General features: G+C 65.2%; 24 protein-coding genes and 1 other RNA gene. 14 read left to right on the forward strand and 11 right to left on the reverse strand.

Annotated features, from left to right (window positions below; genetic code table 11):
* Positions 1–91: 91 nt before the first annotated feature.
* Positions 92–1,318: an aspartate aminotransferase type Ic gene (locus ACUJB0_RS12570; protein WP_444845513.1), complete on the forward strand. Its 1,227-nt coding sequence runs from the start codon at positions 92–94 to the stop codon at positions 1,316–1,318.
* 55 nt (positions 1,319–1,373) lie between these two features.
* Here the strand turns inward: ACUJB0_RS12570 and ACUJB0_RS12575 are convergent, their stop codons facing one another.
* Positions 1,374–1,652: a flagellar protein FliT gene (locus ACUJB0_RS12575; RefSeq protein WP_161093060.1), complete on the reverse strand. Its 279-nt coding sequence runs from the start codon at positions 1,650–1,652 to the stop codon at positions 1,374–1,376.
* Positions 1,653–1,838: 186 nt separating this feature from the next.
* The gene (locus ACUJB0_RS12580; protein ID WP_117015511.1) at positions 1,839–2,666 is read right to left on the reverse strand and encodes an HDOD domain-containing protein; all 828 of its coding nucleotides are present in this window, start codon (positions 2,664–2,666) and stop codon (positions 1,839–1,841) included.
* Positions 2,667–2,806: 140 nt separating this feature from the next.
* On the opposite strand from ACUJB0_RS12580, the gene ACUJB0_RS12585 reads away from it, so the two are divergent.
* Both ACUJB0_RS12585 and ACUJB0_RS12590 read left to right on the forward strand, forming a co-directional pair.
* Positions 2,807–3,427: a class I SAM-dependent methyltransferase gene (locus tag ACUJB0_RS12585; protein ID WP_444845514.1), complete on the forward strand. Its 621-nt coding sequence runs from the start codon at positions 2,807–2,809 to the stop codon at positions 3,425–3,427.
* Between the two features lie 119 nt (positions 3,428–3,546).
* Positions 3,547–3,738: a CsbD family protein gene (locus ACUJB0_RS12590; RefSeq protein ID WP_161093062.1), complete on the forward strand. Its 192-nt coding sequence runs from the start codon at positions 3,547–3,549 to the stop codon at positions 3,736–3,738.
* Positions 3,739–3,839: 101 nt separating this feature from the next.
* Here the strand turns inward: ACUJB0_RS12590 and ACUJB0_RS12595 are convergent, their stop codons facing one another.
* The 3 genes from ACUJB0_RS12595 to ACUJB0_RS12605 form a co-directional block, all read right to left on the reverse strand.
* Positions 3,840–4,334, reverse strand: a complete 495-nt coding sequence (locus ACUJB0_RS12595) for an Hcp family type VI secretion system effector (RefSeq protein ID WP_444845515.1) — start codon at positions 4,332–4,334, stop codon at positions 3,840–3,842.
* A 142-nt stretch (positions 4,335–4,476) separates the two neighbouring features.
* The gene (locus tag ACUJB0_RS12600; RefSeq protein WP_444845516.1) at positions 4,477–6,690 is read right to left on the reverse strand and encodes a S9 family peptidase; all 2,214 of its coding nucleotides are present in this window, start codon (positions 6,688–6,690) and stop codon (positions 4,477–4,479) included.
* Positions 6,691–6,845: 155 nt separating this feature from the next.
* The gene (locus ACUJB0_RS12605) at positions 6,846–8,261 is read right to left on the reverse strand and encodes an MATE family efflux transporter (RefSeq protein ID WP_444845517.1); all 1,416 of its coding nucleotides are present in this window, start codon (positions 8,259–8,261) and stop codon (positions 6,846–6,848) included.
* 178 nt (positions 8,262–8,439) lie between these two features.
* Here ACUJB0_RS12605 and ACUJB0_RS12610 point away from each other — a divergent pair, with 178 nt between their 5' ends.
* From ACUJB0_RS12610 to ACUJB0_RS12625, 4 genes are all read left to right on the forward strand, one after another.
* The gene (locus ACUJB0_RS12610; RefSeq protein WP_444845518.1) at positions 8,440–9,087 is read left to right on the forward strand and encodes a beta/gamma crystallin family protein; all 648 of its coding nucleotides are present in this window, start codon (positions 8,440–8,442) and stop codon (positions 9,085–9,087) included.
* A 49-nt stretch (positions 9,088–9,136) separates the two neighbouring features.
* Positions 9,137–9,472 carry a beta/gamma crystallin-related protein gene (locus tag ACUJB0_RS12615; RefSeq protein ID WP_444845519.1) on the forward strand — a complete coding sequence of 112 codons (336 nt, stop codon included), beginning with the start codon at positions 9,137–9,139 and terminating at the stop codon, positions 9,470–9,472.
* A gap of 67 nt (positions 9,473–9,539) precedes the next feature.
* Positions 9,540–10,475: a DnaJ C-terminal domain-containing protein gene (locus tag ACUJB0_RS12620; protein WP_444845520.1), complete on the forward strand. Its 936-nt coding sequence runs from the start codon at positions 9,540–9,542 to the stop codon at positions 10,473–10,475.
* Between the two features lie 2 nt (positions 10,476–10,477).
* Complete coding sequence (locus ACUJB0_RS12625) at positions 10,478–10,786, forward strand: chaperone modulator CbpM (RefSeq protein ID WP_444845521.1); 309 nt, start codon at positions 10,478–10,480, stop codon at positions 10,784–10,786.
* Here ACUJB0_RS12625 and ACUJB0_RS12630 read toward each other — a convergent pair.
* Positions 10,764–11,867, reverse strand: a complete 1,104-nt coding sequence (locus tag ACUJB0_RS12630) for a LysR family transcriptional regulator (protein ID WP_444845522.1) — start codon at positions 11,865–11,867, stop codon at positions 10,764–10,766. The two genes, ACUJB0_RS12625 and ACUJB0_RS12630, sit on opposite strands and share 23 nt — an antisense overlap.
* Positions 11,868–11,990: 123 nt before the next feature.
* Here ACUJB0_RS12630 and ACUJB0_RS12635 point away from each other — a divergent pair, with 123 nt between their 5' ends.
* The 4 genes from ACUJB0_RS12635 to ACUJB0_RS12650 all read left to right on the forward strand — a co-directional run bounded on the left by ACUJB0_RS12635 (position 11,991) and on the right by ACUJB0_RS12650 (position 17,154).
* Positions 11,991–12,602 carry an FMN-dependent NADH-azoreductase gene (locus tag ACUJB0_RS12635; RefSeq protein WP_444845523.1) on the forward strand — a complete coding sequence of 204 codons (612 nt, stop codon included), beginning with the start codon at positions 11,991–11,993 and terminating at the stop codon, positions 12,600–12,602.
* Between the two features lie 169 nt (positions 12,603–12,771).
* Positions 12,772–13,662, forward strand: coding sequence for a cysteine hydrolase family protein (locus ACUJB0_RS12640; RefSeq protein ID WP_444845524.1), 891 nt, complete (start codon positions 12,772–12,774; stop codon positions 13,660–13,662).
* Positions 13,659–14,852: a nicotinate phosphoribosyltransferase gene (gene pncB / locus ACUJB0_RS12645; protein ID WP_444845525.1), complete on the forward strand. Its 1,194-nt coding sequence runs from the start codon at positions 13,659–13,661 to the stop codon at positions 14,850–14,852. The genes ACUJB0_RS12640 and pncB overlap by 4 nt, the downstream gene beginning before the upstream one ends.
* Before the next feature lies 1 nt (position 14,853).
* Positions 14,854–17,154: a putative bifunctional diguanylate cyclase/phosphodiesterase gene (locus tag ACUJB0_RS12650; protein WP_444845526.1), complete on the forward strand. Its 2,301-nt coding sequence runs from the start codon at positions 14,854–14,856 to the stop codon at positions 17,152–17,154.
* A 7-nt stretch (positions 17,155–17,161) separates the two neighbouring features.
* On the opposite strand, the gene ACUJB0_RS12655 is transcribed toward ACUJB0_RS12650, so the two are convergent.
* The 3 genes from ACUJB0_RS12655 to ACUJB0_RS12665 are packed head-to-tail and all read right to left on the reverse strand — an operon-like array spanning position 17,162 to position 18,471.
* The gene (locus tag ACUJB0_RS12655) at positions 17,162–17,464 is read right to left on the reverse strand and encodes a hypothetical protein (RefSeq protein WP_161085910.1); all 303 of its coding nucleotides are present in this window, start codon (positions 17,462–17,464) and stop codon (positions 17,162–17,164) included.
* 39 nt (positions 17,465–17,503) lie between these two features.
* Positions 17,504–17,803, reverse strand: a complete 300-nt coding sequence (locus ACUJB0_RS12660; protein WP_444845527.1) for an antibiotic biosynthesis monooxygenase family protein — start codon at positions 17,801–17,803, stop codon at positions 17,504–17,506.
* A 29-nt stretch (positions 17,804–17,832) separates the two neighbouring features.
* On the reverse strand, positions 17,833–18,471 hold the full coding sequence (locus ACUJB0_RS12665) for a TetR/AcrR family transcriptional regulator (protein WP_161085908.1): 639 nt from the start codon (positions 18,469–18,471) through the stop codon (positions 17,833–17,835).
* Between the two features lie 310 nt (positions 18,472–18,781).
* Here ACUJB0_RS12665 and ssrA point away from each other — a divergent pair.
* From ssrA to ACUJB0_RS12680, 3 genes are all read left to right on the forward strand, one after another.
* Positions 18,782–19,141, forward strand: a transfer-messenger RNA (tmRNA) gene (gene ssrA / locus ACUJB0_RS12670).
* Between the two features lie 436 nt (positions 19,142–19,577).
* Complete coding sequence (locus ACUJB0_RS12675) at positions 19,578–19,910, forward strand: helix-turn-helix domain-containing protein (RefSeq protein WP_444845528.1); 333 nt, start codon at positions 19,578–19,580, stop codon at positions 19,908–19,910.
* A gap of 46 nt (positions 19,911–19,956) precedes the next feature.
* Complete coding sequence (locus ACUJB0_RS12680; RefSeq protein WP_444845529.1) at positions 19,957–21,066, forward strand: DegT/DnrJ/EryC1/StrS family aminotransferase; 1,110 nt, start codon at positions 19,957–19,959, stop codon at positions 21,064–21,066.
* On the opposite strand, the gene ACUJB0_RS12685 is transcribed toward ACUJB0_RS12680, so the two are convergent.
* Positions 21,067–21,531 carry a carboxymuconolactone decarboxylase family protein gene (locus ACUJB0_RS12685; protein WP_444845530.1) on the reverse strand — a complete coding sequence of 155 codons (465 nt, stop codon included), beginning with the start codon at positions 21,529–21,531 and terminating at the stop codon, positions 21,067–21,069.
* A gap of 98 nt (positions 21,532–21,629) precedes the next feature.
* On the reverse strand, positions 21,630–22,517 hold the full coding sequence (locus ACUJB0_RS12690; RefSeq protein WP_444845531.1) for an RNA polymerase sigma-70 factor: 888 nt from the start codon (positions 22,515–22,517) through the stop codon (positions 21,630–21,632).
* Positions 22,518–22,538: the final 21 nt, after the last annotated feature.

Genomic DNA, 22,538 nt, shown 5'->3' on the forward strand with positions numbered 1-22,538 from the left:
TAAGCTTATAACGAGCTCGCTCTTATCCGGCTCAGGGGTTCTGGGTTATAGTGTTCGACGCCCACCGTCTTCCCCATTCTGAAAGAGCCTTATGACCGCAGCAGATTTTCAGTCTCAGCATCACGAGCAATACCAAACTTTCAAACAACTTGGCCTGAAGCTGGACATGTCCCGCGGCAAGCCAGCCCCCGAGCAGCTGGACCTGTCGAACGCCCTGATGGGCTCGCTGGACAGCTACAAGGCCGCCGACGGCACCGATTGCCGCAACTACGGCGGCACCATCGGCCTGCCGGAAGCGCGCGCGCTGTTCTGCCAGCTGCTGGACGTGCCGGCCGCGCAAGTCGTGGTCGACAGCAGCGCCAGCCTGTCGCTGATGCATGACGTAATCATCTACAGCCTGCTCAACGGCACGCCCGGCCATGCGCCGTGGGTGCGCGAGCCGGTGACCTTCCTGTGCCCGGTGCCGGGCTACGACCGCCACTTCGCCATCTGCGAGGCGCGCGGCATCAAGATGATCAACATTCCGATGAACGACTCCGGCCTGGACATGGACCTGGTGGAGAAACTGGTGGCCGAGGACGCCAGCATCAAGGGCATGTGGTGCGTGCCGAAGTACAGCAATCCGGGTGGCGTGGTGTACTCGGATGAGGTGGTGGCCCGCCTGGCGGCCATGAAGACGGCGGCGCCGGACTTCCGCCTGATGTGGGACGACGCTTACCGCTTCCACCACCTGGGCGAGCAGAAGCTGGCTGTGGCCAACATCCTGGACGCGTGCGCGCAGGCCGGCAACCCGGACCGCGCGATCGTGTTCGCGTCGTCGTCCAAGGTGAGCTGGGCTGGTTCGGGCGTCGCCGCGCTGGCGGCCTCGCCGGCCAACATCGCCTGGTGGACCAAGCACGCCGGCATCCGCAGCATCGGCCCGGACAAGATCAACCAGCTGCGCCACGTGCAGCTGCTGAAGGACCTGCCGACCGTGGAAGCGTTGATGGAACAGCATCGCCTGCTGCTCAAGCCGAAGTTCGACGCGGTGCTGGCGCAGTTCGAGCGCTATCTGGCCGATGTGCCGGGCGTGTCGTGGACGCGTCCGCTGGGCGGCTATTTCATCGATCTGGTGACGCCGCCGGGTTCGGCCAAGCGCACCGTGGCGCTGGCCAAGGAAGCCGGCATCACGCTGACGCCGGCCGGCGCGGCTTTCCCGTACGGTAACGATCCGAAGGACAGCCATATCCGCATCGCACCGAGCTTCCCGTCGCTGGACGAGATCACCCAGGCGGCGCAGGGCATCGCGCTGTCGCTGCGCGTGGCGCTGACGAGCTGATCGCCATGCAGACGTAAAAAAGCGCCCTCGGGCGCTTTTTTTATGTCGGTTGCTGTTATTGACGCGCCATGCCCGGCACGTTGTTCAGCCATGGCTCGGTGACGTCGCGGATGGCGCGGTCGTTGGCCAGGATTTGCTTGAGCAGGTCGATCTTGCGCAGGCGCGGGGCGCCGCTCAGGCTGGGCACGCCGGCATCGGCCGGGCGGGCGGCGGTGGCGCATTGCGCTTCCAGGCGGCTCAGACCGTCCCAATCCCCCAGACGCGCGGCGGCAGCCATTTGATTGGACAGGCCGGCAATGTTTTCGTACATCGAGAGGACTTCGGTGGAGGTCATGTTCTCACCCTAGTTTAGTTAAAACGGATTACCGCATGTCCTGATTAACGTCGCCTTAAACGCGAACTTTAGGGTGTTTTGAAAAAATATTTGAAAAAAGTCGAAAAAAGCCCCGTGTGCGCATGCGACGCTCAAGATCGTCGCACGGCCACACGGGGCTCTTTCATGCAAATTAGACAAGCTGGCTTATTTGACCAGCTCCTCCAAACCGGCGCTCAATTCGTCCGGCGAAGGCATTTCATCGATCAGGGCGTTGTCGTCCAGGCCCAGTTCCTCGGCCAGGTCGGCCGGGTAGCAGGCTTCGATTTCATCGTCGCTCAGTTGGGCCTGCTCGACACGGGCGCGCCAGGCGGCCAGCGAGACCACGGCGGCCAAGCGGTTCAGCTCGCCGTTGTGGTGCGGCTCGGGGAAGGCCAGGATGGTTTCCGAGAAGGTCAGCGGGAACTTCCAGCGCTTGGCCAGCTCGGCGCCGACGTCGGCAAAGGTGAAGCCGAACGAAGCTTGCTCGGCGTCCAGGCGGCGCGGGTCCAGCGGACCGGCCACCTTGTCGAGCGCCATCGCCTGCTCGGCCATCGCCGAGTGGATCACCAGCTGGCCGATGGCGTGCATCATGCCGATGGTGAAGGCGAGGTCGGTGTTTTCCTTGGTCTTCTTGGCAATCCATTTGGCCGACACCGCGGTGTGCAGGCTGTAGCGCCAGAATTGTTTGAGGTCGAGGCCGGGCACGGTCTTGAAACCGCTGACCAGGCCGGAGCTGATGACCAGCGTGCGCACGGTGACGAAGCCGAGCATCAGCACCGCATCTTCCACGGTGCCGATGCTGCGCGAGACGTGGTAGTAGGCCGAGTTGGCCAGGCGCAGCAGCTTGGCGCTCAGCACCGGATCCGTCGACAGTTTTTTCGCGATCTCTTCGGTCGAGACGCTGGCCTTGTCGAAACTGCTGATCAGCTCTTCCACGACTTTAGGCGCGGTGGGCAACGCAGTTGGATTCTGGAACAGGGCATCAAGTTTCATATTTATCTCCTGGGTAATTAGCGCGTTGCTATAGGCTAACTATATAGCGATTCCCCGAATGTATGAAACAATTTTGCGGGGCGAGCGTCTCTTTTCCGAGTCACTGATCGCCGCCATAACCCGCCGTATATACTGGTGGCATGGAACCCGACACTATCGAGCAGATCACTCAAACCACGCTGCAGCATTACGAGCGTACCGCCGAGCAGTTTTTCGCCGGCACCATCGACCACGATGTCAGCCAAAACATCGCCGCCTTGCTGGACGCGATCCAAGGCCCCGCGCCATACCGCCTGCTGGACCTGGGCTGCGGCCCCGGCCGTGACTTGAAGACCTTCAGGGAGCTGGGCCACGAAGCGATCGGCGTCGACGGCTCGTCGCGATTCGTCGAGATGGCGCGCGCCTACAGCGGTTGCGAAACGTGGCGGCAGGACTTCGTCCAACTTGACCTGCCTGCTGGTTTTTTCGATGGCATCTACGCCAACGCCTCCTTGTTCCACGTGCCCAGCGCGGCGCTGCCGAAGGTGTTGCGCGACCTGCACGCCGCGCTGAAATCCGGCGGTGTGCTGTTCAGTTCCAACCCGCGCGGCGACAACCGCGAAGGCTGGAACGGCCCGCGCTACGGCAGCTACTACGACTACGAAACCTGGGAACGCTACCTGCTGGAGGCTGGGTTCGTTGCGATTCAACATTACTACCGCCCGCAAGGCTTGCCACGCGACCAGCAGCCCTGGCTGGCCAGCGTCTGGCGCAAGCATTGATTGCAGCCTTAGGTGCGCAAGCGCACGGAACGCCAGCCGGCGTCTGCCTATAGTTGAGCCATCGCATGCGGCACAAGGCCGCGTGTCCTGTAGCTTCATCACCCACCAAGGAGTGCATCATGAACAAGGACCAAGTGAAGGGTACTGCGAAAGACATCGGCGGTAAAATCCAGGAAGAGGCCGGCAAGATGGTCGGCAGCTCGGAGCAGCAAGCCAAGGGCCTGAACAAACAAGCTGAAGGCAAACTGCAAAAAGGCCTGGGCGACGCCAAGGAAGCCGTCAAGGACATCACCAAAGGCAACCGCAACTAATATCGTTGCGGGATAAAAAAGCCGCGTGCGCTGAAGACGGCCAAGGCCGTCGCAAGCCACGCGGCTTGTTTCATTTGCGCGCTCAATTTGCGCGCTCAACCTCACGCCGCAATGCGGTTGGTGCTCAGGTCCCAGCCGCCGGCGGTGTTGCCGCCCGCGCCACCGCTGATCTTCTGCTGCGTGTAGCGCCACTTCACCTTCGAGAATTTCAGCGACACATGCTCGGTCAAAATGTCGCCTTCCTCCACGCTCGGCGAGACCCCGCCGATCAACACATTTTCCAGTTCGATTTCGTAGTACTTCACACGTTCGCCCTGGCCGTCCGCGCGCATGAATTCAAACTTGGCCTTGGGGATGGTCTTGCCCGACGAGCAGGTCTGCAGCAGCACCGGCGAGGCCAGGTCGGCCAGCTTCATCAGGGTGATATCGTGGTGTTCGCAGCGCTCGGCGGTGTGGCCGCCGCCGGTCGACGCGGTGGCCGATTTCGGCTGGCTCACCGCCCAGCTGACCGACTTGCATTCGATCCAGTCCTTGTGTTTGTCGTCGGCCGATTCGCCGCGGATACCGTCAATTTGCAGGTAGACATCGATAGCCATAATTCCTCCTGGAATGTAAGTGCGGCGGTGCGGGATGCACCGCAGCGGGCATTATCGAATGGTCAACAAATCGCCTCTTGTGGCCGCTCAATCCAGACCAAAAAAAAGGGACCCGAAGGTCCCTTGGAAACACGAAAACGATTTATTTCGTTTCCGGCATCAAATTCTTCTTGAAGAAGGCCTCGATGTTGCCGTACACATGGCGTTGCGGCGCGCGGCCCGAGATGCCGTGCTTGGCGCCCGGATAGGTCATCAGTTCGAAGTGCACATTGCGCTGGACCAGCGCGTCGATCATGCGCGTGGTGTTGGTGAACAGCACGTTGTCATCGGCCATGCCGTGCATCAGCAGCAGTGGCGATTTCAGTCCGTCCAGGTGCGAGTAAACGCCGCCCGACGCATAGCCGGCCGCGTTCTCTTTCGGCGTGCCCATGAACTGCTCGGTGTAGTGGGTGTCGTACAGCGACCAGTCGGTCACCGGCGCCACCGACACGCCCATCGCGATCTTGTCCGAGGCCTCTGCCAGCAGGCGCAAGGTCATGAAGCCGCCGTAGCTCCAGCCGAACACGCCCACGCGCTTGGCGTCGACAAAGCTCTGCTTGCCCAGCCACTCGATGCCGGTGATCTGGTCTTCGACTTCCACCTTGCCCAGATTGTGGTAGTTGGCGTCGGTGAACACGCGCTCGCGGCGCGACGAGCCGCGGTTATCCAGGCGCCACACCACGAAGCCTTGCTGCGCCATGTACTGGTCGAAGAAGTTGCCCCAGCGGCGGGCCACGTGCTGCGAGTGCGGGCCGCCGTAGGTCGACAGGTAGACCGGATATTTCTTCGACGCGTCAAAGCCGCTCGGCTTGATCATCGAGTAGTACAGCGTCTGGCCGTCCTTGGCCTTGAGCGTGCCGTATTCGGTGTGCAGGTGGGCGTCCAGGTATTTGCCGTACGGGTGCGAGGCGTTCAGCTCGTTGTGCTCCAGCCAGCTGATCATCGCACCGTCGGGACGGCGGATGCTGACCTGCGGCGGCGTGTCCGGATCGGAGTAGGTGTCGACGAACACCTCGCCGTTGCGGGCGAAGGCGGAGTCATGCCAGCCGTCGCCCTGGGTGATGCGCTGCGGCTTGTCGGCCGTGCTGCCGTCCAGCTTGAGTGCGTAGGTCTGGCTGTCGATCACGGCGTCGCGGTTCGACTGCACGAACACGCGGCCGCCTTTCTCGTCGAGCGCCAGCACGCGGTCGATGCCCCATTCACCCTTGGTGATGGCGTGCTGCAGCTTGCCCTGCATGTCGTACAGGTACAGGTGCTTGCGGCCGCTACGCTCGGACGACCAGATGAAACCCTTGTCGTTGGCCAGGAAGCGCAGGTCGTCGAAGATGCTGACCCAGGTCGGCGAGGTCTCGGTGATCAGGACCTTTTGCGCCAGCGTGGCGGCGTCCACCGACACCAGTTCCAGCTTCTTCTGGTCGCGGCTCTGGCGCTGGAACAGCAAGGCCTTGGCGTTGCCGCTCCAGTCGGCGCGCACCAGGTAGATGTCCTGGTTGGCGCCCAGGTCGACGTTGCGGATCTCGCCGCTGACCGGCGAGACGATCTTCAGCTGCACCAGCACGTTCGGATCGCCGGCGGCAGGGTAGCGCTGCTCCACCACGTCGGTGCGGTCGGCGAAGATTTCAAAGCGGCGCACCACCGGCACCGGCGCTTCGTCGTAGCGCTTGTAGGCGATGGCGGAATCGTCCGGCGCCCAGTAGTAGCCGCTGGTCTGGCTCATCTCTTCCTGCGCCACGAACTCGGCCTCGGCGTTGTGGATGGTGCCCTGGCCGTCGGTGGTCAGCTGCTTTTCCTTGCCGGTGCTCAGGTCCAGCACCACCAGATTCTGCTCGCGCACGAAGGACACGTAGCGGCCCTTGGGCGAGATCTTGGGATCGAGCACATTGCCCGAGGCGACCAGGCGCGCGGCGTCCGGCTTGCCTGCGTCGATCAGGTACAGCTTGCCGGCGATCGGCACCAGCAGCTGCTTGCCGTCCGGCGACCAGCTGTAGCTGAGGATGCCCTTCAGGCTGGCGGTGCGCTCGCGCTCGCGGCGCGCTTTCTCGGCGTCCGACAGCTGCTCGTCCGGCACCAGGTTCTTCGAATCGACCAGGCGGTGCGTGGTCTTGTCCTTCAGGTTGTATTCCCACAGGTCGAGCTGGAACTGGTTGTCGTCGCGGCCGCGCAGGAAGGTGACGCGGGCGCCGTCCGGCGAGACCCTCAGGCTGCGCACGCCGGGGCCGCTCAGCAACGGGTCGGCGTGCAGGCGGTCCAGTGTCAGTTTTTCGGCGGAGGCGTTGGCGCCGGCCAGCAGGGCGAGGAAGCAGAGAATGAAGCGCATGGAGTGAGTGTCTCTTGGTTATCGGAACCCGAGACGATACCAGAGCGGCTCGCCCATGGCGAGACGGCAATGTTCTGAATCCACGGTGGAAAACCGTTTTTCCTTCGGCGTCGGCGGGGGAGGGGGATGGCGGCGCGCCAGCCGCCCCGGCCGCCTCAGGCGCGCGCGGCGTCCACGCCAACGTCCGCGCCGGCCCGCGCCCGCTCCAGCGTCAAGCGCTGCAAGGCCCAGCTCAGGAGCACCGCCGCCACCGTCAGCCCGACCACCAGCCCGATCCAGAAGCCGGCCGCCGCCATCGGCTCGGCCGGCGCCCACGGCAGCCATTGCGGCGCCAGTCCCAGCCAGCAGCCCAGCGGCAGCGCGAAGCCCCAGAACGCCAGCAGCTGGATCTGCATCGGCTGGCGCGAGACCTTGTAGCCACGGATCGCGCACGAGGTCGCGACCTGGGTGGCGTCCGACAGCTGGAACAGCGCGGCGAACAAGAGCAGCTGCACGCACAGTTCCTGCACCGCCGGGTCGGAGGTGTAGGCGGCGGCGATCTGCCGGCGGCACAGCACGATGAACAGCGCCGACAGCACGGCGAACGCCAGCGACATGCCCACTCCGGTCCAGGCCACGTAGCGCGCCCGCGCCGGGCTGCCTTCGCCGACCGCCTGGCCGACGCGGGTGATCAGCGCGATGCCAAAGCTGAGCGGCACCATGAACACCAGCGAGGAAAAATTCAGCGCGATCTGGTGCGCCGAGATCTGCACCACACCGTAGCGCGCGATCAGCAGGCTGACCGCGCCGAACGCGCTGACCTCGGCGAAATAGGTGATCCCGATCGGCAGCCCCAGCCGCAGCATCGAGCGGATCTCCGGCCAGTGCGGCCCTTCCCAGTGGGTGAACGGATAGGTGGCGCGGTAGGCCGGCGCGACGCGCATCCAGGCCAGCATGGCGGCCAGCATCAGCCACATGCACAGGCCGGTGGCGACCGCGCAGCCGACCCCGCCCAGCTTGGGCAGGCCCCAGTGGCCGAACACCAGCAGCCAGTTGACGAACACGTTGAAGCACAGGCCCAGGATGGCGATCAGCATCACCGGCTTGGTCTGGTTGATGCTGGTGCTGTAGCCGTACAGCGCGCGGTAGGCGGCGAACGGCGGCAGGCCGATGCTGATCGCGTGCACGAACAGCGTGGCCTGGCCCTGCACATAGGGCGTCAGGTGCAGGTGGCCGAACAGCGCGGTGGCCAGGTTGGCCAGCAGCATGGCCAGCACGCCCACGCCCAGCGCCTTCCACAGCGACTGCCGCACCGCGTGCGGAATCTTGCCCAGTTCGCCGGCGCCGACATCGTGCGCCACCACGCTGTTAATCGCCATCATGGTGCCGCTGACCGTGACCAGGATGATCGACCAGATCGACGCCCCCAGCGACACGGCCGCCAGCTCGTCGGCGCTGGCGTGGCCGGTCATCGCCACGTCGGCCACGCCCATGCCCACCGTGGCCAGCTGGCCGATCAGCATCGGCCAGGCCAGGCGCCACAGGGCTGCCGCTTCGCGGCGGAGATCGGGCAGGTGGAAGGCGTGGGGCATGCGCGGCGCTCGAAAAAGGATGGGCGACAATTCTACCCCGGTCCCGACCAGCCCGCCGCGCTGTATCATTACATTTTCTTGCAATTTAGCCATATTGCCCTGTCGGCCAACGCGCTAGCATAAGCGTTGTCTGTGCATGGCACCGGCTGTTCAACTTTTTACCTGAGCGATATTCATCATGAAACCAATCCTGCACCGTCTGACCCGCGCCGCCCTTGTCCTGGCCGCCGCAGCCGCCGCCACCGCGCACGCGGGCGAGCTGACGCTGTTCACCCACTCCAACTTCGCCGGTCCGCCGCTGACCTTGCGCGGCAGCGAGCCGGACCTTGATCGGCTGGGCTTCAACGACCGCGCCTCCAGCGTGGTGGTGCGCTCCGGCACCTGGCAGCTGTGCGAGCATTCGGAATACCGTGGCCGCTGCATGGTGGTCGAGCGCGGCGAGTATCCGGTGCTGGATGGGTTCAACGACGTCATCTCGTCGGTGCGTGAAATCAGCGGCGGGGGCGGGCGCGACTACCGCGACGACGACCACCGCAACGACCGCGGCCGCGACAGCGGCTACGGCTACGGCCGCCACCGCGAACCGATCGTGCTGTTCTCCAAGTCCGGCTTCGGCGGCGCCAAGCTGGGCCTGCGCGACGCGGTGCGCACGCTGGACCAGTACGACTTCAACGACCAGGTCAGTTCCATCATCGTCAACGAGGGCAGCTGGGAGCTGTGCGAACACGCCGACTACGGCGGCCAGTGCATCGTGCTGGAGCCGGGCCGCTACGAATACCTGGACAATATGAACAACCGCATTTCGTCGCTGCGCCGGATCCGTTGACCGTCATGCGCTATCATGCAGGCAACGATCCCGATTTGGAGACCCTGCCATGAAACGACTTGTCTGCGCCACCCTGCTGGGCGCCGCCGCGGCGGCGCAGGCGGGCGACATCGTGCTCTACACGCGCGCGCATTTCGGCGGTCCCGCGCTGCAGCTGCACGGCTCGGAGCCCGACCTGGACAAGCTGGGCTTCAATGACAAGACCTCCAGCGTGGTCGTGCAGAGCGGCATCTGGGAAGTGTGCGAGAACAAGTACTACAAGGGCCGCTGCCTGGTCCTGGAAAAGGGCGAGTACGCCGAGCTGAAGAACTTCAACGACATGATGTCCTCGGCGCGGGAGCTCGAAGCGCGGCCGCCCGCCAAGGACAAACGCGTACAGAAGTGACATGCGGACGCCGCCGATCCGCGATCGGCGCTAGACTGTGACAGACGCAAGACGGGGAGCGCGCAACGTGGAATACAAGGATTACTACCAGACCCTGGGCGTGCCCAAGACGGCCACCGAGGAAGAGATCAAGAAGGCTTACCGCAAGCTGGTCCGGAAATACCATCCGGACGTCAGCAAGGAGGCCGACGCCCAGCACAAGACCCAGGAACTGAACGAGGCCTACGGCGTGCTGGGCGACGCCGAGAAACGCGCCGCCTACGACGAGCTCGGACGCGGCCACCAGTACCGCGCCGGCCAGGAATTCCGCCCGCCGCCGGACTGGGGGCACGGCTTCGGCAATGGCAATGGTGGCGGCGGCGGCTTCGGCGGCGACGCCATGGGCAGCGACTTCTTCGCCGACCTGTTCGCCAACCTGGGCGGCGGTGGCCGCCGGCGCCAGGCGCCGCGGCGCGGCGAGGACAGCCACGCCAGCATCAGCATCGACCTGGCCGACAGCTACCACGGCGCCACCCGCACCATCGGCCTGACGGTGGCCGAGCGCGACGCCCAGGACCGCATCCTCACGCGCGAGCGCAACCTCAGCGTCAACATCCCGAAAGGCGTGACGGCCGGCCAGCAGCTGCGCCTGTCGGGCCAGGGCCAGCCGGGCGCGGCCGGGCCGGGCGACTTGTACCTGGAAATCCAGTTCCGCCCCAACGCCCGCTACCGCATCGACGGTCGCGACGTCTACGAGACGGTGCCGGTGGCGCCGTGGGAGCTGGCGCTGGGCGGCGAGATCGACGTCGACACGCCGTCCGGCAAGGTCACCGTCACGGTGCCGGCCGGCTCGCAGAGCGGACGCAAGCTGCGCCTGCGCGGGCGCGGCATCCCCGGCAAGACCGCCGGCGACCTTTACCTGCTGCTGGAGGTGGTGCTGCCGCCGGCCACCACCGACAAGGCACGTGAACTGTATCAAACGATGGCGCGCGAACTGGCGTTCAACCCGCGCGCGGGAGGATGAACATGGGACAAGCGATCCTGGAAGCGGTGCTGATCGACGAAGCCGCGCTGACCGTGGAGGAACTGGCGCAGGCCTGCGCCGTGGAGCCGGACTGGGTGGTGCAGCGGGTACGCACCGGCATCCTGCTCGACAGCGCCGACGGCGACCACGTGGCCTGGCGCTTCACCAGCGCCGACCTGGTGCGCGCGCGCCGGCTGTGCCAGATCGAGCGCGACTTCGACGCCAACGACGATGTCGCCGCGCTGGTGGTCGACCTGTCGGAAGAGATCCGCCGCCTGCGCGTCAAGCTCAGCGCCGCCGGAGTGAAATAGGAGCCGGCGCCGCCACGCCTGGCGGGGTGGTGCCGAGCGGCGGCAGCGGTCCCGGCTTGCCTGCCGCCTTGCTGGACGGCTTGGCCTCCCTGGGCGGATCGCTCAGGCGGTGATACATGTGGCTGACGCCCGGATCGCCCGCCACCGGCGACGGCCGCATGTCGTGGTTGGGCGGCGACACGGCCGGCTGCTCCAGGTCAAGGAATTGCTGCATCAGCCAGCGCGTGGCCGGGCCCGGCTCCTCGTCGCCGCGCCGTATCACGTACAGCGGGAAGCTGAAGGCGCTGCCCTCGCTGACCCGCAGCTGCACCAGCCGCCCCGCATCCAGATCCCACTGCACAAACTCGACCGGCATATTGCCCCAGCCGATGCCGCTGCGCAGCAGCGCGTGCTTGGAGCTGAGGTCGCCCAGCCGCCAGTCGCGCAGGGCCAGCACGCCGAAGTCCTGGCCCTTGGTCAGCGTGCTGCGGTCGGTCAACACTAATTGGGTGTGCTCGCGCAGCACCGCGCTCGGGATCACGCCCTGGATCTGCGCCAGCGGATGCTCGGGCGCGGCCACCGGCACCATGGTCACGTAGCCGCAGCTCTGGCGCTCGACGATGTCCTGCGTGCCCGGCATCCAGCCGCTGATGCCGATGTGGCATTCGCGCTCGAGCACCAGCTGGGTGACGGCGCCCAGCGCTTCGGTGCGCAGGCGCATCGCCACGGTCGGGAACTCCTGCTGGAAGGCGTGCAGGATGCGCACCAGCTTGCAGGTCGAGAACATCACGTCCACCACCACCGACACTTCCGCCTCCAGCCCGGCCGACAGCGCCTTGGCGCGCGCCCGCATGCCGTCCACCTTGAGCGAGACCGCGCGGGCGTCGGCCAGCAGCGCCTTGCCGGCCTCGGTCAGCACCGGCTTGCGCTTGGTGCGGTCGAGCAGCGCGACGTTGAGCTGCTCCTCCAGGTTGGCGATGGTGTAGCTGATCACCGACTGCGTGCGGTGCAGCGCCCGCGCCGCGTGGGCGAAGCCGCCGTGGTCGATGACGGCGATGAACACACGCAGCTGGTCGAGGGAGGGGAGGCCGGGGTCGCGCATACGTTACCTTTGCTGGGAAATCGAATATATCGATAGGTAGGATTTAAATTTACCTAGTTTCATCGATATTAAACTCGTTCTATGATGATTGCAATCACTCCCAACACGAAAGGTAATAACATCATGGCAAGCATCCTTCACATCAACAGCAGTGTTCGTCAAAACGGTTCCCTGTCGCGCCAGCTGGGCGGCGAGTACGTGGCCAAATGGCAGGCCGCCAATCCGGGCGGCACCGTGGTCACCCGCGACCTGGCCAGCAGCCCGGTGCCGCACCTGACCGAGCAGATGATGGGCGCCTATTTCACCCCGGCCGAGCAGCGCAACGCCGACCAGGCCCACACCATCAAGACCTCCGACGCGCTGGTGGATGAACTGCTTGCCGCCGACACCATCGTCATCGGCGCACCGATGTACAACTTCTCCGTCACCTCCGGCCTGAAGGCATGGATCGACCACGTGGCGCGCGCCGGCCGCACCTTCAAATACGGCGCCAACGGCCCCGAAGGCCTGGTGCACGGCAAGAAAGTGATCGTGTTCGTCGCCAGCGGCGGCGTCTACAGCGAAGGCCCTGCCGCCGCTTACGACCACGTCACCACCTACCTGCGCTCGGTGCTGGGCTTCCTCGGCATGACCGACGTCACCTTCGTGGTGGCCGAGGGCGTGTCCATGGGCGAGGAAGCGGTGGCCGCCGCCATCGCCAAGGGCCGCGGCAAGATCGAGGCGCTGGCCGCCTAAGCTGCACCGCTCCGCGTGCAAACTCCCCGTCGGCCGGTGCCGGCGGGGAGTTTTTTTTCGTCCCCGGCGGCCGTGTTGCACAAATTCGTGCGGCTTGGCAGATAATCATCACTGTCGGCCCGCGCTATCGGGCAAAATCATATACAGTGAAGCAAGCATCGGAGCTCCAATGAAACGTAATCTGCACTTGCTGGTGATCGATCCGCAAAACGACTTTTGCGATCTGCCGGCCAGCCACCTGCCGCTCGACCCGGCCACCCGCGCACCGCGCGCGCCGGCGTTGCCGGTGCCCGGCGCCCACCAGGACATGCTGCGCCTGGCCGGCCTGATCAACCGCGGCCGCGCCGGCCTGACCGCCATCAGCATCACGCTCGATTCGCACCACCGCTTCGACATCGCCCACCCGACCTTCTGGATCGCCCGCGACGGCGCGCCGGTGGCGCCGTTCACCGAGATCAGCGCGGCCGACGTGCGCGCAGAAAAATACCTGCCGCGCCACCCGGCCGCCTTGCCGCTGGCGCTGAACTACCTCGACAAGCTGGAAGCGGCCGGCCGCTACCGGCTGATGGTATGGCCGGTGCACTGCGAGATCGGCACCTGGGGCAACAACGTGCACGACGACGTGCGCGCCGCCTACGGCGCCTGGGAGGAGGCCGCGCTGGGCATCGTCGCCAAGCTGGCCAAGGGTTCCAACCCGTGGACCGAGCACTACTCCGCCGTCATGGCCGAGGTGCCGGACGCCGACGATCCCGACACCCAGCTCAACACCAAATTCATCGCTTCGCTGGCCGAGGCCGACCAGGTCTACATCGCCGGCGAGGCCGGCAGCCACTGCGTCAAGGCCACGGTCGAGCACATCGTCGAACACTTCGGCGACCAGCCGCTGTCCAAGCTGGTGCTGCTGACCGACTGCATCAGCCCGGTCGCCGGCTTCGAGCCGCAATACCAGGCCTTCCTGCAGGCGATGCGGGCGCGCGGCGTGCAACTGCGGCAGGCGGCCGACGTGCTGCCCGAGCTGCTGGCCAACGCCGACCGCGCGCTGGGAATGGACGCCGCATGAGCCAGCCCATCGTCCGCAGCCTGCTGGAAACCGACCTGTACAAGTTCACCATGTGGCAGGCGCTGCTGCACGGCCATCCGAACTCGCACACCGAATACGAATTCGTCTGCCGCAATGCCACCGCTTACCCGCTGGCCGAGCTGCTGCCCGAGGTCGAGCGCGAGCTCGACCACCTGTGCTCGATGAGCTTTGCCGACGACGAGCTGGCCTACCTGCGCTCGCTGCGCTACATCAAGAGCGACTTCGTCGACTTCCTCACGGTGTTCCGCTTCCAGCGCAAGTTCATCGACGTGCGCGCCGACGGCGACACGCTGGTGATCCACGCCGCCGGCCCGCAGGTGCACGTGATGGGCTTCGAGATCTACGTGCTGTACATCGTCAACGAGCTGTACTTCCGCCGCTTCGACCGCGAGGCCGCGCTGGCCGAGGGCCGCGCCCGCCTGGGCGAGAAGATCGCCGCGCTGAAAGCCTTCGGCGCCGAGCCGGCGCGGCGCAACCCGTTCGAGTTCTCCGACTTCGGCACCCGCCGCCGCTACTCCAGCGCCTGGCACGACGAGGTGGTGCAGCGCCTGGCGCGCGAAGTGCCGCAATACTTCAAGGGCACCTCCAACGTCTACCTGGCGATGAAGTTCGGCCTGGTCCCGATCGGCACCATGGCGCACGAATACATGCAATCGTTCCAGGCCTTCGGCGTGCGGCTGCGCGACTTCCAGAAGGCCTCGCTGGAAGCCTGGGTGCAGGAATACCGGGGCGACCTCGGCGTCGCGCTGACCGACGTGGTCGGCATGGACGCCTTCCTCGACGACTTCGACCTGTACTTCGCCAAGCTGTTCGACGGCCTGCGCCACGACTCCGGCGACCCGGTGGTGTGGGGTGAAAAAGCGCTGGCCCACTACGGCGCGCTGCGCATCGACGCCAACACCAAGCGCCTGGTGTTCTCGGACGGCCTGAACCTGCAGAGCGCGATGGCGCTGTACCGCCACTTCGCCGACCGCATCATGACCGGCTTCGGCATCGGCACCCACCTGACCAACGACGTCGGCCTGAAGCCGCTGAACATCGTCATGAAGCTGGTGTGCTGCAACGGCCAGTCGGTGGCCAAGCTGTCCGACTCGCCGGGCAAGACCCTGTGCAAGGACGAAACCTTCCTGGCCTATCTGCGCCAGGTGTTCAACCACCCGGCGGTCTGACATGGACGGCCTACGCTACCTCTACCTGACCAACGCCGCGATGCTGGTGGTGATCGGGGTGGGGCTGCTGCAGGTCTGGCGCCGCCACCGCGCCCAGGTCCACTTGCGCGACATGGGCGGCTCGATGCTGTGCGCCGCGCTGCTGTCGGCCGGCTACCTGCTGCGCGACGCCGCGCCGACGCCGTACGCCATGCTGGGCCCGGTGCTGATGCTGGCCGGCGCCATCCCCAATTTGCTGCTGCTGGCCGTCAGTGTGACCGGCCTGGCCGGGCGACGCCTGCCGCGCGCGGCCGCCGCATTGATCGCGCTGGCCACCGCCGCCGCCGTGCTGGCGCCCGAACCGGCCGGCCAGCTGCGCTGGTGGCCGCTGTGGGACCTGGCCGTGCTGGCCGTCCTGGGCGCGCTGGCCGCGCGCTGGCTGTGGCGCAGCCATCGGCTGGAACGGTGGCTTGGCCCGATGCTGATCCTGCTCGGCCTGAGCCAGCTGCTGCTGATTGTGTACGGCGAAGCGGGCATGGCGCCCAACCTGTGCGCCGCCGTGCTGCTGCGGGCCGGCATCGGCATCCTGTACGGACTGTCCGCGCTGGAGGGCGGCCTGCGCGAGGCAAGCAAGCTGGCGGCCCGCTTCCAGCTGCTGACCGAGCACTCGGTGCAGGGCGTGGTCGTCACCGACGGCAAGCGCATCCTGTATGCCAACCCGGCGGTGCGCGCCATCTACGGCCTGCCGCTGGGGCAGGGCAACTTCACCGTGATCGCCGACCTGCCGCCGGACATCTTCAGCGACGAGCAGTTGCTGCGCCAGCACCGCCTGCTGCAGGAGGGTAAACTCGACATCGCCAGCTGGGAAGCGCGGTGCGAAGTGGCAGGCGGGCGCGAGCTGGAACTGCGCTTCGAAGCGTGGCGGGTCGAATGGGACGGAATGGGCGCCACCCAGATCCTGATCACCGATGACACCGAGCGCAACGCCAGCGCCCGCGCGCTGGTGCACCAGGCCACGCACGACAAGCTCACCGGCCTGCCCAACCGCACCGTGCTGATCCAGCGCCTGAAGGAATACTGCTACCTGGCCGACGGCTCGCTGCACTGCACGCTGGTGGTGCTCAACATCGACCGCTTCAAATTGTTCAACCAGAGCCAGGGCCACGTGACGGGCGACCACGTGCTCAAGGCCTTCGCCGCCAAGCTCAAGGAGGCGCTCGGCGCGCGGGCCGAGCTGATGCGGCTGGGCGGCGACGAATTCGCCATCGTCGATCCCGACGAAGGCAACGCCGACGACATCGCCGAGCGCCTGCACAACGCCTGCCTGCAGGCGATCAAGGTGCCGGCCGGCGAATACTTCATCGACGCCTCGATGGGCATGGCGGTCTTCCCCGACAACGCCGGCAACGCCGAGGCGCTGCTGCGCGCCGCCAACGCCGCCATGTACCAGGCCAAGCGCACGCCCGGCACCGCGCTGGCGATGGCCGAGCAGCGCTTCGAGCAGATGTCGAGCAAGAGCCTGGACAACGAGCAGGCGCTGCGCAAGGGCATCCGCAACCACGAGATCTACCTGGACTACCAGCCCAAGATCGACGCCGTCAGCGGCAGGTTGTTGGGCTTCGAAGCGCTGGCGCGCTGGCTGCGGCCGGGCGTGGGCACGGTCAGCCCGGTGGAATTCATCGCCATCGCCGAGCGCACCGGGCTGATCCCGGAGTTGGGCGGCATGCTGCTGGAGCAGGCTTGCCGCCAGATCGCCATCTGGTGCGCCGACCTGGGCGACTGCGTGCCGGTGGCGGTCAACGTCTCGCCGATGCAGCTGCTGAACCGTGGCTTTTTGGAGTTGGTCGAACGCATCCTGGTCGACACCGGCATCCCGCCGCGCTGCCTGACGCTGGAGATCACCGAAAGCGCGGCGGTCGACAACCTCGACGACACGCGGCTGCAGTTGCAGCACTTGAGCGGATTGGGCATCGACGTCGCGATGGACGATTTCGGCACGGGTTTCTCATCGCTGAGCATGCTGCGCCAACTGCCGCTGAGCGCGGTCAAGATCGACCGTGGCCTGATCGACCCGCTGCCGGCGCCGGACGCGGTGGCGGTGGTCAAGGCGATCTGCCAGCTGGCCGCCGCGCTCGACCTGCAGGTGGTGGCCGAAGGCATCGAAACGCTGGAGCAGGCGGTATCCGCGCGCGACTGCGGCTGCCACGCCCTGCAAGGCTTCTTCTACGCCCGGCCGCTGACCGTGGCCGACGCCGGCGAATGGATGCGCCGCGAGCAAGCCGAAGCGGCCGCCGGCGGCGCGGCCGGCGTGCTGGCCGACTAATCCCGACTCAAGCCGGATTGGCGCCGAACTCGCCCATGATGGCGTCCGCCTTCGCGCCCTCGTCGGCATCGTAGATATCGATGGTCAGCATGGCGCCGCTGCGTTCGCGCGCATGCGCGGCCGCCGCCGGCCCGCCCGGCGTGAGCGAATCGAGCAGATTGCCGACCATGCTGGTCGACACGCTCGGCGGCAGCGTCACATGCTTGGTCAGCTTGACGCAGGACGGCGGGAAGCCGTTCGCCAGCAGCGCGCTGCGGGCGCTTTCGGCATCGGTCACCTGCTCGAAATTGCGGTGGATGGTACGTGTCATGATTAGCCTCCGTCTTGAGACTGCACAGTCGTGTTGGCGTTAAAAGCCGGCCACCACGGTTTCAAAATGTTCCACTTTCGGTGGCAGGGCGAAATGGCTGCCCACCAGTCCGCGCCAGACCAGGAAACCCTCGCTGCCGCGGAAATCGACCACATGGTTGTCCAGCGTCTGCCAGCCCACCACCAGATGATACGTGTCCGGCGTCTCGATGTCGCGGTCCAGGCGCATCGACAGGCAGCCGGTGGCGGCCTTGAACACGGGGACCGCCTCGGCCACCGCGGCCTGGAAGGCGGTATGGGATTCGGGCTTGATGTACAACTCGGCGATTTCATAGATCATAGTAGGGGCATTCCTTTCAAGATACGCCTCTATTGTGCCTCAAGCGCGGCCGGCGTGCGCAAGATGAACAGCATTGCCTGCTGGGCCAGTTGCTTGACGTCGACGCCGCTGCCCGGTTTGTACCATTGCACGGTCCAATTCAGCGCGCCGAAGATCAGTAGGCGGTCGAATTGCGAAGGCATGGCCCAGTCGCCGGAGCGGTGCAGGGCGGCGATGGCCTCGTCCCACACGGCCTCGTAGCGGTCTTTGAGCGCGACGATGCGATCTCGGGCGGGCTGGTCCAGTGAGCGCCACTCGTACAGCAGCACGGCGATGAAATGATGGTCGGGCGCCAGCAGTGTGTGCAAATGGGCCTCGACCAGCTGGCGCAGCAGGTCGCACGGCGGCAGGGGTTGGCTGGCGATGGCCTCGATCTCGGCCAGCGAGCGGGCCAGGCCCTGTTCCATGATGGCGGCCAGGATATCCTGCTTGGACTTGAAATGGTAGAACCAACTGCCGGCCTGGATGCCGGCGGCGGCCGCGATCTCGCGCACGGTGGTGTTGTCGTAGCCTTTGGTGCGGAACAGCAGAGCCGACTTTTCCAGCAACTCCGCGCGCAGGCCGCCGCCTTCCCCTTTCTGGGGCCGACCGCGTTTCTTCGGGGCGGGAGCGGCTAGGGCATCGGACATGATGTAGATCAGGTTCGGAGAGTGTGGCTTTCATTTTAATGCAGCGTCCGCTTCGCACTCGAGAAAACCGTGCGGAGCGCGGGGTTTCTGCTGCATCGCAACAACGGTGGGTGCGGGGACGTTTGAGGGGGTGTTGGTGCCGGTATATTTCCCGACCGCCGGCGCCGGTAGTAGCCGCCTCTGGGAGGCGCTAAATGGTCGTTCTGTGTGAGAACTGCGCTCATCATAACGGTCAAATATGACGGGCGTTTGACGTGTCGCCGGGCGGGGTGTGCGCTGTGGTGGAAAGTGCGGTAGAATGGAGTTCTGTGGGGTCGACCTGGTTTCGACGTGGGTTGCAAAGCAGAGCAGGGCATACCGAGGGCTGGTTACCTCGTAAATACACCCAGAAAAACTTAACTGCAAACGATAACTCGTACGCACTGGCAGCTTAATTGCTGTTAGCTCCTAAACGCTTCTTCCCTGGGGCGGACCGTTAAAAGTCATGGAGTCATTTACAGGGAATCGCGCTGTGAGGGGTCACTTCAATCCGCGCTAAATCTAAGGTGAATCGCTAGTCCAAAACGTGCACGTCCGTGTTGTACTGGTTAAATTAAATGATAGTGCTAAGTATGTAGAACTGTCTGTAGAGTGCTTGCGGACGCGGGTTCGATTCCCGCCGACTCCACCACTGGATTAAAAATAAAGGCCCCGGCGCGCAAGCGTCGGGGCCTTTATTTTTAATCCAATTGCTGGAGCTGGTCGGGAATCGAAACCGCGTCCGATACGGACCGCGGGGCGGAGCGGGGGCGGGCCGCATGGCCCGCGATAGCCCGCGAAGCGGGTTGCGCTTGCAAGCGCAACCCTCTCCGATTCGGCTGACTTCAAAATCGCCTTTGGCGATTTTGCGGTGGCGTCATCTATCAAAAAATCGCCGGAGGCGATTTTTCCCTACGGCATCAAATTCCACACAGAAGTATGATCAACTTCGACACCCTGTTTGCGTTATAGCTTTAGATTGGTAAAACTATATTTTAGCTATAATTCTCGTGAGCTCAATCTTCTGGATGATATTGACCAGCGTGGCAACCCGATCATCGTCACAATCTCGCAATTGAGTAAGCGAAATGAACGCACCTATTAACATTCAGATTCTGAACGGACCGGATGGTCTGCCGGCGTTTGCCGTCATTCCTTATGGCGATTATCTGAACATGACCAAGTGCCAGCCGGAGCGTATCGTTCCCAATGAAGTGGTGGGCAAGGTCATCAAAGACGGCCTTACCCCGATTCGTGCCTGGCGCGAACACCTGGGTCTGACGCAAGCAGAAGTTGCCAGCCGCCTGGGCATCGCGCAGTCGTCCTATGCAGTCCAGGAGAGTAGCGCCAAGCTGCGCAAATCGACTCGCGAAAAAATCGCTGTGGTGTTGGGGGTATCGTTAGAGCAGCTGAACTTTTAAATATGGTTCTGAGGTGTCCGGCGCGATGCGCTGGTAGAATCGCCGCATGCTCAAATTCGCCCAACCCCAACTCGATGAAGACACCATCCAGGCCGTAGCCGCTGTGCTGCGCTCGAACTGGATCGCCACCGGCCCCAATGTCACCGAACTTGAACGCGCCCTGTCGGCGAGCTTCAGCGGCCGCCCGACGCGCGTGCTGACATCGGCCACGGGCGCGATGGAGATCGCGCTGCAGGTCTGCGGCATCGGCCCCGGCGACGAGGTGATCACCTCCGCGCAAAGCTTTTTCTCCGCGATGAACATGATCGTCAAGATCGGCGCCACGCCGGTGTTTGTCGATTGCGAGCTGCACACCCGCGCCATCGACCTGGCGCAAGTGGAGGCGGCCATCACGCCGCGCACCAAGGCCATCATGCCGACCCACTTCCCCGGCGCGCTGGGCGACATCGACGCCTTGTACGCATTGGCCAAGCGCCACCAGCTGCGCGTGATCGAAGACGCCGCGCTGGTACAAGGCTCGTACTGGAAAGACCAACCGGTGGGCGGCTTCGGCGACATCGCCACCTTCAGCTTCCACCCGAATAAAAACATGACCACCATCGAAGGCGGCGCTATCGTCGTCGCCAGCGAGGACGAGGCAAAGCTGGTGGATCTGCTGCGCTTCCACGGCATCCAGCGCCTGCCGGACGACACGCGCGACGTCGCCATGGCCGCCGGCAAATTCAACATGTCCGACGTGTCTGCGGTGATCGGCGTCCATCAACTGAAGCAGCTGCCGCGCTTCCTTGAGCAGCGCGCCGCGCTGGCCGAACGCTACTTCGACAAATTCCCGCCGCTGCCCGGCGTGGCGCTGCCGCCGCGCGGCCAGCCGCGCCAGAGCTGGAACATGTTCAACGTGTTGATCCCCTACGAACAGTTCGGCCTCACGCGCAAGAGCTTCCGCGCCGCCTTGCAAGAGCAGGGCGTTGGCACCGGCATGTCGTACGAGGCCTGCCACCTGACCACCGTCGGCCGAGGCTTCGGCTACACCGACGGCCAGTTCCCCATCGCCGAGCGCATCGCGCGCGAGACCGTCACCCTGCCGCTGCACGCGGCGATGACGCTCGAAGACGTCGACCACGTCTGCACCGTGGTCGCACAAGTCCTCAAGGCCTGATTACATGCCGGGCGCCGGCACTTCCGGGATCTGGTTGCGCAGACTGGCGTTGATGCTGTTCCAACCCTTGATCACAGCGATGCTGTAGCTGATCTCGGCGATCTCGTTGTCGGTGAAATGCTGCTGCAGCAGGGCGAAATCCTCGTCGCTTGGATGACGGTGCGGGATCGCGTTGACCGCCTCGGCCCAGTTCAGCGCCGCGCGTTCGCGGTCGCTGAAGAAGGGCGCCTCGCGCCAGCCGGCGATGGCGTTCAGGTGGCGCGGATCGGCTTCCTGCTTGATCAAGTCGCGCCAGTGCATGTCGATGCACACGCCGCAGCCGTTGATCTGCGATACGCGCAGGTTGATCAGCTCCACCAGGCGCGCGCCCAGCGAGCTTTTCTTGATGGTGCCGGACATCGTGATCATGGCGTGCAGCTGGGTTTGCGCCAGTTGGAAGAATGCGATGCGTGGGGAGTGGTTCATGATGAGTGCCTTTCAGTCAGCGAGGGCACACCATTGCGCCCTCCATACCTGTAAGACGCCCCGGCTTCGCGTTCTGTGACAGCCAGCCGAAAAAAATCTCAAATAAATTGCGGCAGCGCGGTTAGCTTGTCCGGATTGCGCATGATGAAGATCGCGGTGATGCGGCCATCCTCCACCTGGAACGACTGCGCCGATTCCAGCTTGCCGTCCACGTAGCGCACCAAGCCCGGCGTGCCGTTGACGCGCGCCGAGCGATAGACCACGCGGTTCGGGTTTTCGTTTTCCAGCGCCCAGTAGATGCCGGCCACGCGCCCCGCGCCGTGCAGGATATGGGTGAATGCCCGGACCTTGCCGCCGCCATCGGCCACCAGCTGCACGTCGCCGTCCATCATCGCCTTCATAGCCGCGCGGTCGCCAACCTTGGCCGCCTCCATGAAGCGCACCAGCAGTTCGCGGTGCTGCTCCTTCGGCACCTCGAAGCGCGGCTTCTGCTGCTGCACGCGCTCCTGCGCGCGATGCACCATCTGCCGGCAGGCCGATTCGCTCTTGCCCAGCATGCCCGCGATGTCGGCGTAATCGTGCTCGAACACCTGCCGCATCAGGAACGCCGCACGCTCCTCCGGCGACAGGCGCTCCAGCACCCACAGGAAGGCCATCGACACTTCGCTCGCCAGCTCCGCGCTGCTCTCCGGCGTGTGCTCGTCCAGTTCCACGATGGGCTCCGGCAGCCACCAGCCGACATACGATTCGCGCTCCGCCATGCGCGCGCGCAGGCGGTCGATGGCGAGGCGGGTGGTGACGGTCACCAGCCAGGCCTCGGCCGATTGCACCGCCTGCTGGTCGCTGCCGTGCCAGCGCAGCCAGGCATCCTGCACCACGTCCTCGGCGTCGGCGCGCGTGCCGAGCATGCGGTAGGCAATGGAGAACAGCCGCGGGCGCAGCGCGGCGAAGGTGGCCAGTTCGGCGGGGGAGGCGGTATCGGTCATGGCAAGTAAAAGTAGTGGTCG

It is taken from the genome of Duganella caerulea (assembly GCF_040362985.1).
Taxonomy (GTDB): Bacteria; Pseudomonadota; Gammaproteobacteria; order Burkholderiales; family Burkholderiaceae_D; genus Rugamonas; species Rugamonas vulcania.

What these genes read in the sequence shown, in the direction of transcription:
- ACUJB0_RS12630 (WP_444845522.1), bottom strand. Translation starts at nt 11,867, where the DNA reads ATGCGCGACCCCGGCCTCCCCTCCCTCGACCAGCTGCGTGTGTTCATC.
- ACUJB0_RS12570 (WP_444845513.1), top strand. Translation starts at nt 92, where the DNA reads ATGACCGCAGCAGATTTTCAGTCTCAGCATCACGAGCAATACCAAACT.
- ACUJB0_RS12640 (WP_444845524.1), top strand. Translation starts at nt 12,772, where the DNA reads ATGAAACGTAATCTGCACTTGCTGGTGATCGATCCGCAAAACGACTTT.
- ACUJB0_RS12590 (WP_161093062.1), top strand. Translation starts at nt 3,547, where the DNA reads ATGAACAAGGACCAAGTGAAGGGTACTGCGAAAGACATCGGCGGTAAA.
- ACUJB0_RS12605 (WP_444845517.1), bottom strand. Translation starts at nt 8,261, where the DNA reads ATGCCCCACGCCTTCCACCTGCCCGATCTCCGCCGCGAAGCGGCAGCC.
- ACUJB0_RS12615 (WP_444845519.1), top strand. Translation starts at nt 9,137, where the DNA reads ATGAAACGACTTGTCTGCGCCACCCTGCTGGGCGCCGCCGCGGCGGCG.
- ACUJB0_RS12680 (WP_444845529.1), top strand. Translation starts at nt 19,957, where the DNA reads ATGCTCAAATTCGCCCAACCCCAACTCGATGAAGACACCATCCAGGCC.
- ACUJB0_RS12650 (WP_444845526.1), top strand. Translation starts at nt 14,854, where the DNA reads ATGGACGGCCTACGCTACCTCTACCTGACCAACGCCGCGATGCTGGTG.
- ACUJB0_RS12655 (WP_161085910.1), bottom strand. Translation starts at nt 17,464, where the DNA reads ATGACACGTACCATCCACCGCAATTTCGAGCAGGTGACCGATGCCGAA.
- ACUJB0_RS12585 (WP_444845514.1), top strand. Translation starts at nt 2,807, where the DNA reads ATGGAACCCGACACTATCGAGCAGATCACTCAAACCACGCTGCAGCAT.
- ACUJB0_RS12675 (WP_444845528.1), top strand. Translation starts at nt 19,578, where the DNA reads ATGAACGCACCTATTAACATTCAGATTCTGAACGGACCGGATGGTCTG.
- ACUJB0_RS12580 (WP_117015511.1), bottom strand. Translation starts at nt 2,666, where the DNA reads ATGAAACTTGATGCCCTGTTCCAGAATCCAACTGCGTTGCCCACCGCG.
- ACUJB0_RS12690 (WP_444845531.1), bottom strand. Translation starts at nt 22,517, where the DNA reads ATGACCGATACCGCCTCCCCCGCCGAACTGGCCACCTTCGCCGCGCTG.
- ACUJB0_RS12595 (WP_444845515.1), bottom strand. Translation starts at nt 4,334, where the DNA reads ATGGCTATCGATGTCTACCTGCAAATTGACGGTATCCGCGGCGAATCG.
- ACUJB0_RS12625 (WP_444845521.1), top strand. Translation starts at nt 10,478, where the DNA reads ATGGGACAAGCGATCCTGGAAGCGGTGCTGATCGACGAAGCCGCGCTG.
- ACUJB0_RS12665 (WP_161085908.1), bottom strand. Translation starts at nt 18,471, where the DNA reads ATGTCCGATGCCCTAGCCGCTCCCGCCCCGAAGAAACGCGGTCGGCCC.
- ACUJB0_RS12600 (WP_444845516.1), bottom strand. Translation starts at nt 6,690, where the DNA reads ATGCGCTTCATTCTCTGCTTCCTCGCCCTGCTGGCCGGCGCCAACGCC.
- ACUJB0_RS12610 (WP_444845518.1), top strand. Translation starts at nt 8,440, where the DNA reads ATGAAACCAATCCTGCACCGTCTGACCCGCGCCGCCCTTGTCCTGGCC.
- pncB (WP_444845525.1), top strand. Translation starts at nt 13,659, where the DNA reads ATGAGCCAGCCCATCGTCCGCAGCCTGCTGGAAACCGACCTGTACAAG.
- ACUJB0_RS12685 (WP_444845530.1), bottom strand. Translation starts at nt 21,531, where the DNA reads ATGAACCACTCCCCACGCATCGCATTCTTCCAACTGGCGCAAACCCAG.
- ACUJB0_RS12575 (WP_161093060.1), bottom strand. Translation starts at nt 1,652, where the DNA reads ATGACCTCCACCGAAGTCCTCTCGATGTACGAAAACATTGCCGGCCTG.
- ACUJB0_RS12635 (WP_444845523.1), top strand. Translation starts at nt 11,991, where the DNA reads ATGGCAAGCATCCTTCACATCAACAGCAGTGTTCGTCAAAACGGTTCC.
- ACUJB0_RS12660 (WP_444845527.1), bottom strand. Translation starts at nt 17,803, where the DNA reads ATGATCTATGAAATCGCCGAGTTGTACATCAAGCCCGAATCCCATACC.